Source organism: Rhodospira trueperi (assembly GCF_900101965.1).
Taxonomy (GTDB): Bacteria; Pseudomonadota; Alphaproteobacteria; order Rhodospirillales; family Rhodospirillaceae; genus Rhodospira; species Rhodospira trueperi.
The window spans coordinates 35,376-51,647 of the sequence record NZ_FNAP01000011.1; the positions used below are offsets into that span (position 1 = coordinate 35,376).

11 protein-coding genes are annotated in these 16,272 nt (G+C 68.9%); 8 read left to right on the plus strand and 3 right to left on the minus strand.

The window, feature by feature from the left end; translation table 11 throughout:
• Window positions 1–43: 43 nt before the first annotated feature.
• Together BLS85_RS13865 and BLS85_RS13870 are read right to left on the minus strand one after the other, a co-directional pair.
• Window positions 44–727 carry a cytochrome b/b6 domain-containing protein gene (locus tag BLS85_RS13865; RefSeq protein ID WP_092787323.1) on the minus strand — a complete coding sequence of 228 codons (684 nt, stop codon included), beginning with the start codon at window positions 725–727 and terminating at the stop codon, window positions 44–46.
• A gap of 109 nt (window positions 728–836) precedes the next feature.
• Window positions 837–1,121 carry a PepSY domain-containing protein gene (locus BLS85_RS13870; RefSeq protein ID WP_092787325.1) on the minus strand — a complete coding sequence of 95 codons (285 nt, stop codon included), beginning with the start codon at window positions 1,119–1,121 and terminating at the stop codon, window positions 837–839.
• A gap of 132 nt (window positions 1,122–1,253) precedes the next feature.
• On the opposite strand from BLS85_RS13870, the gene BLS85_RS13875 reads away from it, so the two are divergent.
• A complete protein-coding gene (locus BLS85_RS13875; protein ID WP_092787327.1) occupies window positions 1,254–1,679 on the plus strand; it encodes a PepSY domain-containing protein in 426 nt (141 codons plus the stop codon).
• Window positions 1,679–2,344, plus strand: a complete 666-nt coding sequence (locus tag BLS85_RS13880) for a response regulator transcription factor (protein WP_092787329.1) — start codon at window positions 1,679–1,681, stop codon at window positions 2,342–2,344. The genes BLS85_RS13875 and BLS85_RS13880 overlap by 1 nt, the downstream gene beginning before the upstream one ends.
• A gap of 55 nt (window positions 2,345–2,399) precedes the next feature.
• Here the strand turns inward: BLS85_RS13880 and BLS85_RS13885 are convergent, their stop codons facing one another.
• On the minus strand, window positions 2,400–4,148 hold the full coding sequence (locus BLS85_RS13885; RefSeq protein WP_092787331.1) for a diguanylate cyclase: 1,749 nt from the start codon (window positions 4,146–4,148) through the stop codon (window positions 2,400–2,402).
• A gap of 723 nt (window positions 4,149–4,871) precedes the next feature.
• Here BLS85_RS13885 and BLS85_RS13890 point away from each other — a divergent pair.
• The 6 genes from BLS85_RS13890 (at window position 4,872) to BLS85_RS19635 (ending at window position 16,266) form a co-directional block, all read left to right on the plus strand.
• Window positions 4,872–5,600 (plus strand): phage tail protein, encoded by a 729-nt coding sequence (locus BLS85_RS13890; protein WP_092787333.1) that lies wholly within the window; start codon window positions 4,872–4,874, stop codon window positions 5,598–5,600.
• 147 nt (window positions 5,601–5,747) lie between these two features.
• On the plus strand, window positions 5,748–6,623 hold the full coding sequence (locus BLS85_RS13895) for a sulfotransferase family protein (RefSeq protein WP_092787335.1): 876 nt from the start codon (window positions 5,748–5,750) through the stop codon (window positions 6,621–6,623).
• Between the two features lie 23 nt (window positions 6,624–6,646).
• Complete coding sequence (locus tag BLS85_RS13900) at window positions 6,647–12,460, plus strand: DUF4347 domain-containing protein (protein ID WP_092787337.1); 5,814 nt, start codon at window positions 6,647–6,649, stop codon at window positions 12,458–12,460.
• Between the two features lie 71 nt (window positions 12,461–12,531).
• Window positions 12,532–14,166, plus strand: a complete 1,635-nt coding sequence (locus BLS85_RS13905; protein WP_092787339.1) for a TolC family protein — start codon at window positions 12,532–12,534, stop codon at window positions 14,164–14,166.
• Window positions 14,144–14,917, plus strand: a complete 774-nt coding sequence (locus tag BLS85_RS13910) for an efflux RND transporter periplasmic adaptor subunit (RefSeq protein WP_143027197.1) — start codon at window positions 14,144–14,146, stop codon at window positions 14,915–14,917. The genes BLS85_RS13905 and BLS85_RS13910 overlap by 23 nt, the downstream gene beginning before the upstream one ends.
• Window positions 14,914–16,266 (plus strand): efflux RND transporter periplasmic adaptor subunit, encoded by a 1,353-nt coding sequence (locus BLS85_RS19635; RefSeq protein ID WP_092787342.1) that lies wholly within the window; start codon window positions 14,914–14,916, stop codon window positions 16,264–16,266. The genes BLS85_RS13910 and BLS85_RS19635 overlap by 4 nt, the downstream gene beginning before the upstream one ends.
• The last annotated feature ends 6 nt before the right edge of the window (window positions 16,267–16,272 follow it).

The following is a 16,272-nucleotide window of genomic DNA, read 5'->3' on the forward strand; positions in this document are numbered from 1 at the left end:
GTAATGGGCTCGTGACGGAAAGGGGGGCTTGGGCGGGGGCGACTCACGCCCGCTTGCGGCCGTCGATCATGGCGCGGACAAGATTCTCGCGATGAGCGGTGCTGCTGGCGATGACGCCCAGGATGTGCAGGGCCATCAGGGCGAGGGTCAGGTTGGCGAAAAACTCGTGGACCTCTTCCCACGACTCGCCGGCCTCGCCGTGACCGCCACCGTGCTCGCGGTGCTCCTCGTGCTCATCCTCATCGGCCAGCGCAGGGCTGACGACCGCGACCTGGGCGGTCGGTCCCATGACGGAGGCGAGCGGCCCCTCGCCTTCCTGGGCCAGCATGGCCATGCCGGTGAACGTGGTCGCGCCAAGCGAGGCGAGCAGCGCCAGTGCCATCAGGCCGCCGGCCGGGTTGTGGCCGACGAAACGCTTGGCCGAGCCGGACAGCAGTCCCTTGACGTAGGTTACGGCCTCGCCTGGGGCACGCACGAAATCGCTGAAGCGGGCATGTCCCGGCCCAACGAAGCCCCAGACCACCCGTAGAATGATGACGAGAGCGACGGCGTAGCCGGCGTTGACATGCAGCCATTCCGGCTCGCCCTCGGTGAGGTAGCAGGTGAGGAATCCGGCCACCAGCACCCAGTGGCCGATGCGCACCACCGGGTCCCACACCTGGATCATGGACCGCTTTTCCGGGGTTTCAGGGCCGGGGGGTATGGTGTCCGCGGTTGTGTCGGTCATGGGTCTTGGTTTCCTTCATCTGTCTATGGGGCGGCGGAGATCACCGGCATGGCTGAAGAGGACGGGCCACCTCATGCGTTCGAAGCGGCCCGGCCAGGGTCACCGGGACCTACTCGACCACGGTCTGCCGAAGGATTTCGCCGCTCATCGGATGGACGTAGAGCTCAAGCGCGTCGCCATTGGCGGCGGTGGCCTCGACCTCGTAGACGGTTTCCTCGACAATGACCGAGGTCACCGTGTGGCCCTTGCTTTCGACGAGCCGGGCGATCTGCTCCTTGCTCATCCACTCGGAGCGAGGGGCGGAGGCGCCCTCCGGCACGTCGTCGGACGCCAGGGCGGGACCGGCGGCAAGCAACGTCAGGGCGGTGGCGGAGGCGATCAGGGTCTTGCGCATGGCTGAGGTCCTCTCCACTGGAACGCGGCGGGGATCACCGCGCCATGGACGGGACCCTGCCACACCGATGCTGACAGGCGTCTGAGCGCGCCCGTCAGGGACCTGTCAGGAACGAGGTGTCACCATCGGCCCATGACACAGCATCGCGGCGCCGCTCTTCACTTCCGTTCGTTTGCCTTGGCGCTGGCCTGCGCCGCCATCGGCGCGGCCCCGGGCGCCATGGCCGACGACGACGGATATGTCCGTCGGGGCGACGCGATGACTCGCGACACCGGTTACGTCCGCACTTCACGCGATCACGAGGACGGCCACGGCCACCATGGTCACGATCATGACCGCGCCCGCCGGCTGCTGGAGCGCGGCGATATCCAGCCCCTCAGCGACATCCTCGCGCGGGTCCGGGACGACCTGCCCGGACGCATCATCGCGACCGAACTCGAGCGCGAGGACGGCGCCTACGTCTACGAATTCAAGGTCGTCGATTCGGCCGGGCGGGTCCGCGAAGTCTATGTCGATGCCGCCACGGCGCGGGTTCTCAAGGTCGAGGATGACGACTGATGCGGGTTCTGCTGGTTGAGGACGACGCCCGGATCGCCGCCGATGTCGCGCGCGCGCTGGAGGCCACCGGTCACCGCGTCGAGACCTGCGCCGACGGCGAGGCGGCGTGGTTCCTGGGCGACACCGAGGATTATGACCTGATCGTGCTGGATCTCGGGCTGCCCGGCATGGACGGGCTGGCGGTGCTGAAACGCTGGCGGGCCGGCGGGCGAGCCGTGCCCGTTCTGGTGCTGACCGCCCGCGGCACCTGGTCCGAGCGGGTTGAAGGCATCGACGCCGGGGCGGATGACTACCTGCCGAAGCCGTTCCGCATGGAGGAACTGGTGGCCCGCGCCCGCGCGCTCATCCGCCGTTCGCTGGGGCACGCGGCGGCGGTGCTGACGGTGGGGCGGCTGTCCATCGATACGCGGTCGATGAGCGTGACGGTGGACGGGGTGCCGGTGTCCGTCTCACCGCTCGAATACCGTCTGCTGGCCTATCTGGCGCACCATGGTGACCGCGTGGTGCCGACGCCGGACCTTCTGGAGCATCTGTACGGCGACGACGACTCCCGGGAGGCCAACGCCCTGGAAGCCGTGGTCACCCGCCTGCGGCGCAAGCTGGGCACCGGGATCATCGAAACCCGGCGCGGATTCGGCTATACCCTGGCGGGCGGTCGCGGCTGAGTCCCCGGAAATCCCGGCCCGTCGTGGCCCGTCTTGGCCCGTCTTGGCCGCGCCCCTAGGCCATCGCCCACCGATCACGGCCCTGCGATTTGGCGGCGTACAGGGCTTGGTCGGCCCTCTGGACCAGGGTTTCGTGGCTGTCCGTTTCCGCAGAGATCAACGCGATCCCGATGCTGACGGTGTACGACAACGGCGCCTCGCCGCCGATATCCACCCGGGCGGCGCGGATGTCGGCCAGCAGCCGTTCGGCGAATGTGATGGCCCCGTCCCGGTCCGTTTCCGGCAGAAGAATCGCGAACTCCTCGCCCCCGACGCGGCCGAGGTGATCCGTGCTTCTCAGGCAGGCCGTCCCGATCCGCGCCAGATCAACCAGAACCGCATCACCGGCCGGGTGCCCGTGGGTATCGTTCACCCGCTTGAAGTGGTCCGCGTCCAGCAGCAGCAGCGCCAGGGGTCTGTCATGCCGCCGTGCCAGATCGAACGCGGTGCCCACCTTTGACATGAAGGCCCGGCGGTTCAGAAGGCCGGTCAGACCGTCCGTATCGGCCTGTTTACGCAATTGGTCTTCCAGGGCCTTTCGATCCGTGATGTCGCGCAGCACGCCGACATGCAGTCTCTCCCCGCCATATTCGGTCTCGCTGACCATGACCTCAATCGGAACCGCGGCCCCGTCCTTGCGCCTTCCGATCACATCGCGCCGCCAGCCCATGGTTCGCGCGGCCTCGATCTTGGCGTTTCCCATATAGCGGTCATGCGTCTCCGCCGTACCGGGGAACATGAGACGGTTGACCGACGCACCGATCACCTCGGGAGGGCTGTAGCCCAGCATTTCTCCGGCGCCGCTGTTGAATTCCCGGATGATGCCATCGTCCCCGATCACGATGACACCGTCGCGCGTGGTCTCCAGGAAGGCCCGGGCGCGGTGTTCGCTGACCTCCAAGAGAACCCTTTTGCGCAGGAACAGGTACGTCAGGATCGCCAAGCCCGCGCCGAGAGCCAAGCCAATCAGGTAGATACGGAACACGAGGCTCCCGCCGGCCGTCCATCCGTTAACGGGGACGGCCGCGAGCACCCATTGGCCGCCGGGAACCGGAACGGAGACCTTGACGGGATCGCTGTCGAACACCTCGGGCGCGCCAAGGATCATCGCGCCGTCCTCGCCTTTACCGTCGCGCCCCTTCAACGCGTATCGAACGCCATCCCTCAGCGGCGCGAGGCCGACGGTCTTGAAAAGGCTTTCGGCGTCGAGAACGAGGCTCACGATGCCCCAGTACGCATCGTCGTCCAGGACCACGGGCGTGCGGCTGATGAGGCCGCTGCCCCCCTGTTGCAGGGCGACTGGTCCGGCCAATACGGGGCTTTGGGTCTCCATGGCGCGCCGGACGGCCGGCCACTGGTCGGGCAGATCCGGATAGTACAGGCCGATGGCCGCCTCGTTGCCTTCCAGGGGATAGACATGGGTGAGGCGGTTGCCGGGCGCGATGCCAACGTTGCGGATATGGTTTCCGAGACGATAGAGGGTTCGAAGCGCCGTCTCGATCGTTTGGTCCTCCGGGTCGGGGACGGCGATCACATGCGCGGCCAGTCCGTTGGCCAGGAACACGTTGGCGTTCAGTTCGGCTTCCAGGTGGGTGCGCAGGGCGGCGACGGTTTCGGTGATGCGCGCGCGCAGGTCCTGGACGGCCCTGGATTGCTCTGTCCAGGCCACGAAATGCACGACCGCGAACAGCGCCAGGAACAGCCCGACGGAGGTCAGGGCATCACGAACTCTGTAATGATTGAGCCTTGGCCCGCTCCACGACATGAGGCCCCCCGCTCAATCTCCATCAGAATGACGTATCGGCGGATGGCCCGCCGGATGCCTGAACCATCCTGTCTGATTGGGGACGGCGTTGAAAGCCCGATCGGGTGCCGCCCGCTCCAAAGATCTCGTCGGGTCGGCCGTTGGAAGCGCCTCCCCGCCCCCAGCGGTTCTCATTTTGGCCGCGCGGCCTCCGAAGGGAACGGCTGTGAGCCCCAGGCGCGAATCGAACGCCCTCCCCTGGATAGGCTATCTGATTCACACAACTCTACGTTTGTTCGTCATTGCGAGGAGCGCAGCGACGAAGCAATCCAAGGCAGATACTTGCGTTTTGTGCCCTGGATTACCCCATATATTTTATTCGGGCTTCGCTGCTCGCAATGATGAGCATAAGTGAAGAGATGTGAATCGGATAGCCCCGAAGGGGGGAGGAGAACAGGCCGGCACCGGCCGCAGCCGGTGTTCTCCCTCCATCCTGAGAATTGCTGGCCCGCCCCGCAGCGCCGTGACAGCGGCGACCGCAGGTGTCTGGCGAGCCCAGGCCATCCCTCAACGAAACGGGCGGACTCGGTCAGTCACATTGCCTCGCGCTACTCTTTCTGGTATAGAACGATGTCCGATGTGCCTTAGTGGCGCCCTCAGGCCGTCCGCGATGCCTGTCTCGAAGGCCGGCATCGGGCGCGGAACCAAACGAGAGCGCACCACCTGTCCAGACGGGAGACAGCCATGATGCTCCAGCGACAGAATCCGATCCGTCGTTCCCTGATCCCGGTCGCGCTCGGCGCCGCCGCCACACTGGGCGCCCTGACCGTCGCACCGGGCAGCGCGGGCGCGTGTGGCGACCCAAGCACGGCCTACATGGGCTCCGTCTGCATGACGGCGGCCAGCTTCTGTCCGGACCACTACCTGCCGGCCGATGGAAGCATTGTATCCATTTCAGAGTATCAGGCGTTGTTCTCGCTGCTTGGCTGTGAATACGGCGGCGACTGCCGCAGCACCTTCGCGCTGCCCGACCTGCGGGGGCGGTCCCCCGTCGGGGCCGGTCAAAGCCCCGGGTTGATGCCGGTCCAACGCGGCCAGAAGCGCGGCACGGAGGCGGTGACGCAGACCGTGGACACGATGGCCCCGCATTCCCACACCATCACGGCCACGGGCCCAGCCACCGGCGGCGGCACCATCGACGTGGTGCCGGGCGCCGCGAGCGGGACCACCCAACCGGCGGCCGGAAACACCTATCTTCTGGGGGCTGTCGGCGGCAAAGCGAACGACGGCCCCTACACCACAGCCTCGGCGGGCGGTGATCCCGCCAAGGTCGCCGGTGTTTCTGTCACCATGGACTCGACCGGCCTGGCGGCGGACCCCACGGGTGGCGGTAAGCCGCAGATCAACCTGCCGCCACAACTGGGGGTCCTCTTCTGCATCAACGCGGACGGGCTCTATCCGCCCCGTCCCTGAGACCGGCCGGGCCATGCCTCTCGGGCCTGTCGCAGGACGGCGCGCCCGAGAGGCGTGACACGCCTTAGGGGACATGGTATCAAGTCCAGCAAGTGAGGGTTTGTCTCCGTAACTCTGGATGCATGTCCTTTTCGGGGTGTTGGTCTCGTGCCTGATCCAGACGTCACCCGCCACTTCATCTCCGGCCTGCCGCGTTCGGGCTCGACCCTGCTGGCCGCGCTGTTGCGCCAGAACCCGCGTTTTCATGCCTCCATGTCCAGCGGCCTGCATGCCCTGGTCGCCGCCAACCTTCAGATCATGAGCGCCGGCAGCGAAACCTCGCTGCTGATGAGCCCTGAACAACGCCCTCGCATCCTGCGCGCCCTGTTCGAGTCGTACTACGCCGGGCTAACCGACCGGCCGGTGATCTTCGACACCAACCGGGCGTGGTGTGCCCGCCTGCCGCTGATCGCCGACCTGTTCCCGAAGGCCCGGGTGATCGCCTGCGTGCGGGATGTGTCCTGGGTGCTGGACAGCCTGGAGCGGCTGATCCGCCGCGATCCGTACGAGAACACCCGCCTGTTCGGGGGCGACGGCGGCGGGGCCACGGTCTACAGCCGGGTGGAGACCCTGACCCGGCCCAACCGGCTGGTGGGCTACCCCTGGGCGGCGCTAAAGGAAGCGTTCTACGGCGAGCAGGCCGAACGCCTGCTGGTCGTGGATTACGAATATCTCTGCCGGGCGCCGGAACAGGTGCTGCGGCTGATCTACGGCTTCCTCGACGAACCCTGGTCCGACAGCCACGACTTCGAGCACGTCGCGTTTGACGCTCCGGCCTTCGACGAGGCCCTGGGCCTGCGCGGCCTCCACCGGGTGAAGCCCCGGGTGGCGTTCGAGGAGCGCCGCACCATCCTGCCCCCGGATCTGTTCAAGAAGTACCGGGACATGGACTTCTGGCACGACGTCACCGGCAGTCGCGCCAACGTCATCGCCGCCCAGCGGGGCGGCGCGCCGGTGCGCCCGGTCTCGCAGTCGACCGGCTAGCGCCCGAAACGGAGGATCCGCTCATGGGTTTCGTCGGTCAAGCCCACGCCATCCGTCCCCGCCGCCCCTTCGCGCTCGCCCTGGAGCCGCGCCTGATGTTCGACGGCGCGGCGGCCGCCACCGCCGCCGACGCGGCGGACCCCGCGCCCGGTGACGCGCCCGAGCCCGCCCCCACGGCGGCGGATCGCGTCGAGGTCGCCCTGGTCGATACGAGCGTGGACGGCCACGAGGCGCTTGCCGAGGCGGCCCGGGACGCCGGACTGGAGGTCATCGTGGTGGCCGGCGACGGCGACGACGGCTTCGGCGGGATCATCGATGCCCTGGCGGGGCGCACCGACATCGATGCCCTGCACATTCTCTCGCACGGTGGCGTGGGGGTCATCGACCTGGGCGGCCGGATGCTGTCGGCCGAGACCCTGGACTCCGAGGCCGCGTCGGACCTGCTAGCGGTGATCTCCGGCAGCCTATCGGCGGACGGCGACCTGCTGCTGTACGGCTGTCGGATCGGCGCCGAGGACGCCGGCCAAGACTTCCTGACCCAGTTGGCCATCCGCACCGGGGCCGATGTGGCCGCCTCCGACGATCCCACTGGCGCGGCCGGCCTGGGCGGCGACTGGGACCTGGAGGTGACGACGGGTGCCATCGAGGCGACGCCGTGGACGGCGACTGGGGTGGAGGGATTCGCGGGGGTGCTGGCGTTCAACGGGACGATCGATTTCGACAACGCTCCGACGAGTGGCGCACGGAACTCGGGCCAGCCTTCCGTGAACGCCACGTATACCTTTGGCGCCTACACGCTGGTGCTGGACGGTGAAAGCAACAGCGCATATGTCGAGGTTGTTGCTGGCGATGGGTATGCGGGATTTGGTGGGAGCACCCCAGAAACCAAGGCCACGCTTTATTTCCAGGGCGGCGAGACTTTCGATGTGACAAGCTTGAATATTCTGAACTACGCCGCGTCGAGCGACACGTTTATTATCACATCTGACAAGGGGGATAGCTACAATGCTGGCATTATTGCGAGCGACAGCGATAAAGATATAACCCTTACCGGATTTACGGGCATCACGAAGCTATACATTGATGCCTCGGATGGAACTCCTAATTACTTCGAAGTCGACAATATAACCTTCGCCAACCTCCAGCCCCCCGGCAACGACCCCGTTTTCACCACTGAGAACGACGGCAGCGTCTCCGAGACCGCGACCAACGGCACCGTCGTGCTGGCCGACGGCGACATCCAGGCCAACGACGGCGACGGCGGCGGCGCCGATGTCGGCATCACCTATTCCATCACCGCCGGCAACGGCAACAAGGACGGCGACGGCAACAGCGCCTTCGCCATCAATGCCAGCACCGGCGCGGTGACCGTCAACGACGCCGACGATCTGGATTTTGAAACCACGGGCTCCTACACCCTGACCATTCGGGCCGACGACGGCGGCGGGACCGTCGACACCGATGTGACCATTACGGTGACCAATCAGGCGCCCGTGATCACGTCCGGGCAATCGTTCTCGGTTAACGAATCCGACACCAACACCACGGCGATCGGAACGGTGGCCAACACCGGCGATGACGATGGGGTGACCTTCTCCATCAAATCCGGCAACACCGGGAATGCTTTCGCCATCAATGCTTCGACCGGCCAGATCACCGTCAACGACACCAGCCAGCTCGACGCCAGCGCCACGCCCAGCTACACGCTCGACATCCGCGCCACGGACGGCACCACCAACTCGGATGTCACCGTCACGGTTAATGTCACCGACGATGTGGGGCCCACGGTGGCGTCGGTCGCGTCGTCCTCCGGCAACGGCACCTACAAGGCCGGCGACACCATCACCGTCACCGTGCAGTTCGACGAGGTGGTGACCGTCACCGGAACGCCCTTGCTGACGCTGGAGACCGGCGCCACAGACCGGACCGCCACCTACGCCTCCGGTAGCGGCACGAATACGCTGAGCTTCACCTACACCGTGCAGGCGGGCGACACGTCCACCGACCTGGACTACACGGCGACCACCGCGCTGGCGTTGAACGGCGGCACGATCAAGGATTCCGCCGGCAACGACGCCACGCTGACACTGGCCAACCCCGGCACGGCCGGATCGCTGGGCGCCAATGCGGCGCTGGTGGTGGATGCGGTGGCCCCGACCGTCGCCGCCGTGTCGTCCTCCTCAGCGAACGGCCCCTATGGCGTGGGCGACACCATCACCGTCACCGTGCAGTTCGATGAGGCGGTCACCGTGACCGGAACGCCCACCCTGACGCTGGAGACCGGCACCACCGAGCGGACGGCAACCTATGCCTCCGGCAGTGGCACGGATACGCTCAGCTTCACCTACACCGTTCAGGCCGGCGACACGTCCGCCGATCTGGACTACACGGGCACCGATGCGTTGGCGCTGAACGGCGGCACGATCGAGGATTCCGCCGGCAACAACGCCACCCTGACGCTGCCCAGCCCCGGCGCGGCCGGCTCACTGGGGGCCAACAAGGCGTTGGTGGTGGACGGCACCGCCCCCACGGTGTCCGCCGTGTCGTCCTCCACCGGGGACGGCGCCTACGGGATCGGCGACACCATCACCGTGACGGTGCGGTTCGACGAAGCCGTGACCGTGACCGGAACGCCCACCCTGACGCTGGAGACCGGCACCACCGACAGGACCGCGAGCTATGCCTCCGGCAGCGGCTCCGACACCCTCAACTTCACCTACACCGTGCAGGCGGGCGACACCGCCGCCGACCTAGATTACACGGGCACCACCGCGCTGGCGCTGGCCAGCGGCACCATCAGGGATTCCGCCGGCAACGACGCCACCCTGACTCTGGCCAACCCCGGCGCGACCGGCTCGCTGGGCGCCAACAAGGCCCTAGTGGTGGACGGCGTCGCCCCGACCGTGGCCTCGGTCGCGTCGTCCTCCGGTAACGGCACCTACAAGGCCGGCGACACCATCACCGTCACCGTGCAGTTCGGCGAGGCCGTGACCGTGACCGGAACGCCCACCCTGACCCTGGAAACCGGCGCCACCGACCGGGCCGCCACCTACGCTTCCGGCAGCGGCACGAATACGCTGAGCTTCACCTACACCGTGCAGGCCGGCGACGCGTCCGCCGATCTGGATTACATCTCTACCGCCGCGCTGGCGCTGGCCGGCGGCACCATCCGGGATTCCGCCGGCAACGACGCCACGCTAACGCTGGCCAGCCCCGGCGCGGTCGGATCGCTGGGCGCCAATGCGGCGCTGGTGGTGGACGGCGTGGCGCCGGTCCTCTCCGGCACCATTACGCCCTCCGTCGGCACCATCACGGACAGCCAAGCGGGCACCGACACCTTCACCCTGACCATCGACTTCGGCGAGGCGATGAACACCGGGGTCGCCCCGACCATCACCTTCCCGACCGAAAACCCACTGAACACGCTGTCCAGTCCCGGCGGGGCCTGGACCGACGGTGATACCTACGTCGTCACCTACGACGTGAGCGACGTCAACGAGGTGGTCTCGAACATCGACGTGCGCGTCGCCGATGCCCAGGACGCCGCCGGCAACACCATGGCGGCGGCGACGCAGGTCGACATCTTCTCGATCATCACCGCGCCCGCGCCGACGATTTCGTCGGTCACCTCATCGAGCGGCGACGGAACCTACGGCGTCGGCGATGCCGTCAACGTCACCGTGACCTTCGACGAGGGGGTGGACTTCACCGCCAACGGCGGCACTTTGCGGGCCACATTGTCCAACGGCGCGACGGTCACCCTGGCCAGCGGCGACGCGGCGAATCAAACCGCGTTCAGCGGCACCTATACCGTTCAGGAAGGCGACACCGACAGCGCCGACCTGGATGTCGCCTCGGTCAGCCTGACCGGCGCGGCGACGCTGAAGGCCAACGACGACGCCGTGCCGGCCAGCCTGAATCTGCCCGGCGGTCAGAGTCTGGCCGACACCCAGGACATCGTGGTCGACGGCAACTCGCCCGCCGCGCCGACCATCGACCTGACCACCGCCTCCGATACCGGCGCGAGCACCACCGACAACCTCACCAACGACACCACGCCCACGGTGTCCGGCACCGGCGAGACCGGGGCGACCGTGACCGTGTTCGCCGACGCCAACAGCAACGGCGTCGTGGACGGGGGCGAAAGCCTGGGCACGACGACCGTCTCGGGCGGCACCTGGAGCCTGACCACCGCAAGCCTGGGTGCGGGCACACACAACCTTCGCGCCCTTCAGACCGACGCCGCCGGCAACGCCTCCGCGCCGGCGGCGATCCTGGCCGTGACCGTGGACACCACCGCCCCCACGGCGGCGGACGACAGCGGCACCGTGGGCGAGGACGATGGCGCCGGCACCCTGGGCGGCCTGGACCTGAGCGCCAACGACACCGACGCCGACGGGACCGCGCCGGTCGCCGCCGTGAGCGGACAAGCGGGCAACGTCGGGACGCCGGTCGCGGGCTCCAACGGGGGCCTGTTCACCGTCAACGCCGACGGCAGCGTCTCCTTCGATCCCAACGGCGACTTCGAGGCGCTGGACGACGGCGGCTCCACCACCACGTCAGTCACCGTCGCCATCCAGGATACCGCCGGCAACACCGACACCTCGACCCTAACCGTCACCGTCAACGGCGCCAACGACGCGCCGAGCGGGACCAACCGGACGGTCGCCGCGCAGACGGGCGAGGTCCTCGCGCTCCAGCAGGCAGCCTTCGGCTTCACAGACCCGGACACCGGCGACACCCTGGATCACATCACCGTGGACACCAAACCGGCGACCGGTACCCTGTTCGTCGATGCCGACGGCTCTGGCGCGATGGACAACGGCGAGACGGCGTCGGCCGACGGTGACATGGTCTCGCGGGCCGACATCGCCGCCGGCCGGTTGCTGTACCGGGCCCCGGCCACCGCCGGGACCGCGACACTCGCGTTCACGGTCAACGACGGCACCGTCGATGCCGTGGTTGGCGCCACCCTGACGCTGACGACCCAGACGCCGCCCGATGATGACGACGGCCCTGACACGCCACCCCCCGCCAATGATCCGCCGTCGGCCGGCAATCCCGCGCCGCCACCGGTCGCCCCGCCACCGGCGGCCGGAATTCCCGCGCCGCCAGCGCCCCCTCCCCCCGATCCCGGGCCGTCCATTGTCACGGTCCTGCGCCCCCCGGCGCCGGGGGGCGGCGAGGGGGGAACCGGGGGAGACGCCGGTGATGGCGCCTTCGGCAACACGGGCTTCGGCGGACAGGACGGCGGCCTGGGAGACACCGTGGTGCCCGACACCACCACTTCGCCCGCCGGCGGCAGTTTCCCCGTCGCGGTCATCGCCGGTGGCGGTTTGGCGACCGGCGGCGACGCCCTGGTTGCCCTGCGCCCGACCTTCGAGGCTCCAACGATCAGCGACGGCGGGCCGTTCTCGTTCACGCTTCCGCCGGATGTCTTCGCCCACACCGACGCCGGCGCGCTTGTTCAGCTCAACGCACTCATGGGGGACGGCGAGCCCCTGCCGGACTGGCTGGCCTTCGACCCGGCCACCGGCACCTTCGTCGGCGAACCGCCGCCCGGGGCCTCCGGCGAGATGGTGGTGCGGGTCATCGCCCGCGATCAGGCGGGGCGCGAGGCGGTCGTGTTGATCCGCATCGACCTGTCGGCGCTGGGCGACCGGGCGGACGGCGGCGCGGCGGTCCCGTCATCCGGCCCGGGCGACATTGCCCACGCCGCCTTGGAGACGACGAAGCCAACGTTCACGGACGAAGTGAGGCTGGCGCGGGCGTCGCTGCCGGCACATCAGGCGGCGGCGTTGCTGGCGCTGTCACGCGACGTCGCGGCCGAACGATAACAAGAGGCTGTGTGTCGACGCGAAGGCGCTTAATCCAATGGGTGCGCAAAACGGCAGGGGGAGGGGGCTCAATGATCGAAACGTCCAGGTGCCCGGCCTTGGTCGCGCGGGTGGTGGTGGCCTTCACCGTCTGCGGTCTGGCGGCGGCGTGCAGCATGACGCCGACCCCCTTCACGCAGGCCGAGTTCGAGGAGCAGGCGGCCGCCGAACGCGCCGCGATCTTCGCCGACCAGCCGCCCCTGGACGGCCCGCTGACCCTGTCCGAGGCGCTGGCCCGGGTGCTGCGCTACAACCTGGACCGCCGCGCCCGCATGATGGAGGAGGCCCTGGCCCTGGGGCAGGTACGGCTCGACCGCTACGACCTGCTGCCCCAACTGGTGGCCAACGCCGGCTATACCGGCCGGGACGAGTACAACGCCTCGACCAGCAAGGACCTGTACACCGGGGCCAGCACCGATGCCAATCCCTCCTACTCCAGCGACAAGGAGGTGTTCACCGCCGATCTCGGGATGACCTGGAACATCCTAGATTTCGGCGCCAGTTGGTACACCGCCCACCAGAACAGCGACCGCGCCCTGATCGCCAGCGAGCGGCGCCGCAAGGCCGTCGCCACCCTGGCGCAGGAGGTCCGCCACGCCTTTTGGCGGGCGGCGGCGGCCCAGGTGCTGGATGAGCGGGTGGCGGAGACCATCGCCCGCGGAGAGGCGGTCCTGGCCGACCTGGAAATCGTGGAACGCGAACGCCTGCGTCCCCCGACGGAGGTCCTGCGGCGACAGAAAACGCTGCTGGAAACCATGCGCCAACTGGAGGCCATCCAGCAGCGGATGGTCTCGGCCCGGGCCGAACTCGCGGCGCTGATCAACGTGCCGCCGGGCAGCCCGTTCACGCTGGATGTCGGCGACCCGAACGCGATGATGGTGCCCGAGGTGCCGGTGCCCATCGCGGATCTGGAACTGGCCGCCCTGGTCAACAATCCGGACCTGCGCGAACAGGTCTATCTCGGACGGATCGCCACCGACGAGACACGAAAGGAGATCCTTAAGCTGCTGCCCGGGATCACCCTGGATTTCAGCCGCCAGTACGACAGCAACTCCCTGCTGGCCTTCAACCAGTGGAACCACTGGGGCGTCCAACTGACCTGGAACCTTCTGAAGCTGGTGTCGGCGCCGGACCGGATCGCCCACGCCGAAACGGCGGAAGAGGTGGCCGAGGCCCGCCGTCTGGCGCTGCGCATGGCGGTTCTGGCCCAGGTCCATGTCGTCTCGCACCAGTTGGCCAGCACCGCCCGCCAGTTCGAGCGCGCCGACCGCCTGTGGCGGATCGAGACCCGTCTGGCCGAGGCGTCGGTGAACCGGCAGGCCGGCGGCGCCGCCGATCCCGTCGAGCGCATCACCCAGGAAACGGCGGCCATTGGCGCCGAACTGCGGCGGTTCCAGACCTTCGCCGAGGCGCAGATGGCGTACGGCCGGTTGATGGCCACCGTCGGCGTTGATCCGCTGCCGGACACGGTGGCCGGGCATGCCTTGCCGGACCTGTCGCAGGCCATTGCGGCGCGGCTGGACGCCCTCGCCCGGGGTGAGTCCTGGTCCGATCCGCCCGTGACGGCGGCGGCCGAGACACCGCCGGACGCCGGCCTGGAGGACGCCGCCACTCCCGTGTCCGCACCCACCGACGAGGCACACCGTGCCGACCCGCACCCGCTCTGAGGTCCGGGCCGGGGCGCGCCTTTGCGCGGGGGGTCTGCTCGTGGTGCTGTGGGCGGGCGCCGCGTCGGCCCAGGCTCCCGAACCGGAGCCGGGGGCAATGGCGGTGCCGGCCCAATTGGTGGCCGTTGACGAGACCGTTCTGTCGGTCGAGATCGCGGGCCGCATCGACCGGTTGCCGTTCCGGGACGGCGAGCGGTTCGAGGCCGGCGACGAACTGTTCGGGATCGATTGCACCATTCAGGAGGCGCGCCTCGACAAGGCCCGCGCCGCCAGCCACGCCGCCGACACGGCCAGCGCGGTGCATCGCCGGCTGCGGGACCTGAACTCCGCCAGCACCCTGGAAACCCAACTGGCCATCGCCGAGGCCGTCCAGGCGCGCGCCGAACTCAACCTCGCGCAGGCGGTGGTCTCCAAGTGCTCCGTGACGGCGCCCTTCGGCGGGCGCGTGGTGGCGCGCCACGCCCGGGCGCACGCGTATGTCCAGGCCGGCCAGCCGGTGCTGGAGATCCTGGACGACCGGACGCTGGAGGCCACGTTCATCCTGCCCTCCACCTGGGTGACCCGAATCGCCCCGGGCCAGTCCGTGACGTTGCACATCGACGAGACGGGGGCGACCTATCCGGCCACCATCAGCCGGCTGGGCGCCCGCATTGATCCGGTGAGCCATTCCCTGTCGGCGGTCGCCGCCATCGACGGGACCCCCGAGGGGCTCCTGGCCGGCATGACGGGCCGGATCAGGATTCCGGAATGACCGAGCCGGCGCCGGACTCCACGCTGGCCGCGCTGTTGACCCTGGAGGAGCGGGCGCGCACCGCGTCGGGCGCGGCCGAACTGGGGTTCGTCATCGTCAACGAGACCCGAACCCTGTTGCGCTACCGGCAGGCGGCGCTGTTCACCACCGATGACGGCCTGACCGCCCTGTCGGGCGTGTCCGACCTCGACCGCACCGGACCGTTCGCCCAGTGGCTGACGGCCCTGTTCCGTCACATGGACCGCCATGGTGCTGGGTCCGGGGCCGGCCCGACACTCCTTGACCCCAGGGCGCTGCCGCCCACGCTGCGGGAAGGTTGGGGCGAGTGGATGCCCGGGACCGGGCTGTACGTGCCGCTCGACGATCCCGACGGCCGGCGCGTCGGCGCGGTTCTGGTGGTGCGGGAGGGGGCGTGGCGGGACTCGCACGTCCGGCTTCTGGCACGGCTGGCGCCGGTCTACGGCATGGCCTGGGCGTGGCATCGACGGCCCGGGGTCTGGACGCGCCTGCACCGAGGACTGCGGCGGGTGCCGCGCTGGCGGCTGCTGGCCCTGGGATTGGCGGTGGGGCTGATGGCCGTGCCGGTGCGCCTGTCGGTGCTGGCCCCGGCGGAGGTGGTGGCCCGCGATCCGGCGGTGGTGCGGGCTCCGCTGGACGGCGTGGTGCATCGCGTTCTGGTGACACCGAACGAGACGGTCGCCGAAGGGCAGATCCTGTTCGAGATGGACCGCACCAGCCTGTCGGGCCGGCTGGAGGTCGCCCGGACCATGCTGGCCACCGAGGAGGCGCGGCTGGAGCGGGCCACCCAGCAGGCGTTTTTCCAGGCCCAGGCCAAGGCGGACCTCGCGGTGCTGCAAAGCCGCATCGCCGAGCGCCGGGCGGAAGTGGCGCAGTTGCGCGACCAATTGGCCCGCGGCGTGGTCACGGCGCCGCGCGCCGGAACGGCGATCCTGGACGACCCGTCGGCCTGGATCGGCCGTCCGGTGGCCACCGGCGAGCGGGTGCTGTCGGTGGCCGACCCCGCCGATGTGGAGGTCGAGGCCTGGGTCGCCCCGGCCGACATGATTCCCCTGGAACCGGACGCGCCGGTCACCCTGTTCCTGAACATCGATCCCGTGCGGCCGGTCAGCGCGCGGCTGCGCACGCTGTCCTACGCCGCCACCGAGCAGCCGTCCGGCCTGCTCGCCCACCGGGCGCGGGCCGAGATCATCGAGAACGGCGAGCACGACGCACCGTCTCCGCGCCTGGGGCTGAAGGGCACCGCGCGCCTTGACGGCGACACCGTGCCCCTGGGCTATTGGCTGTTCCGCAAACCGCTGGCGGTCGCCCGCCGCACCTTGGGATTCTGACGGACC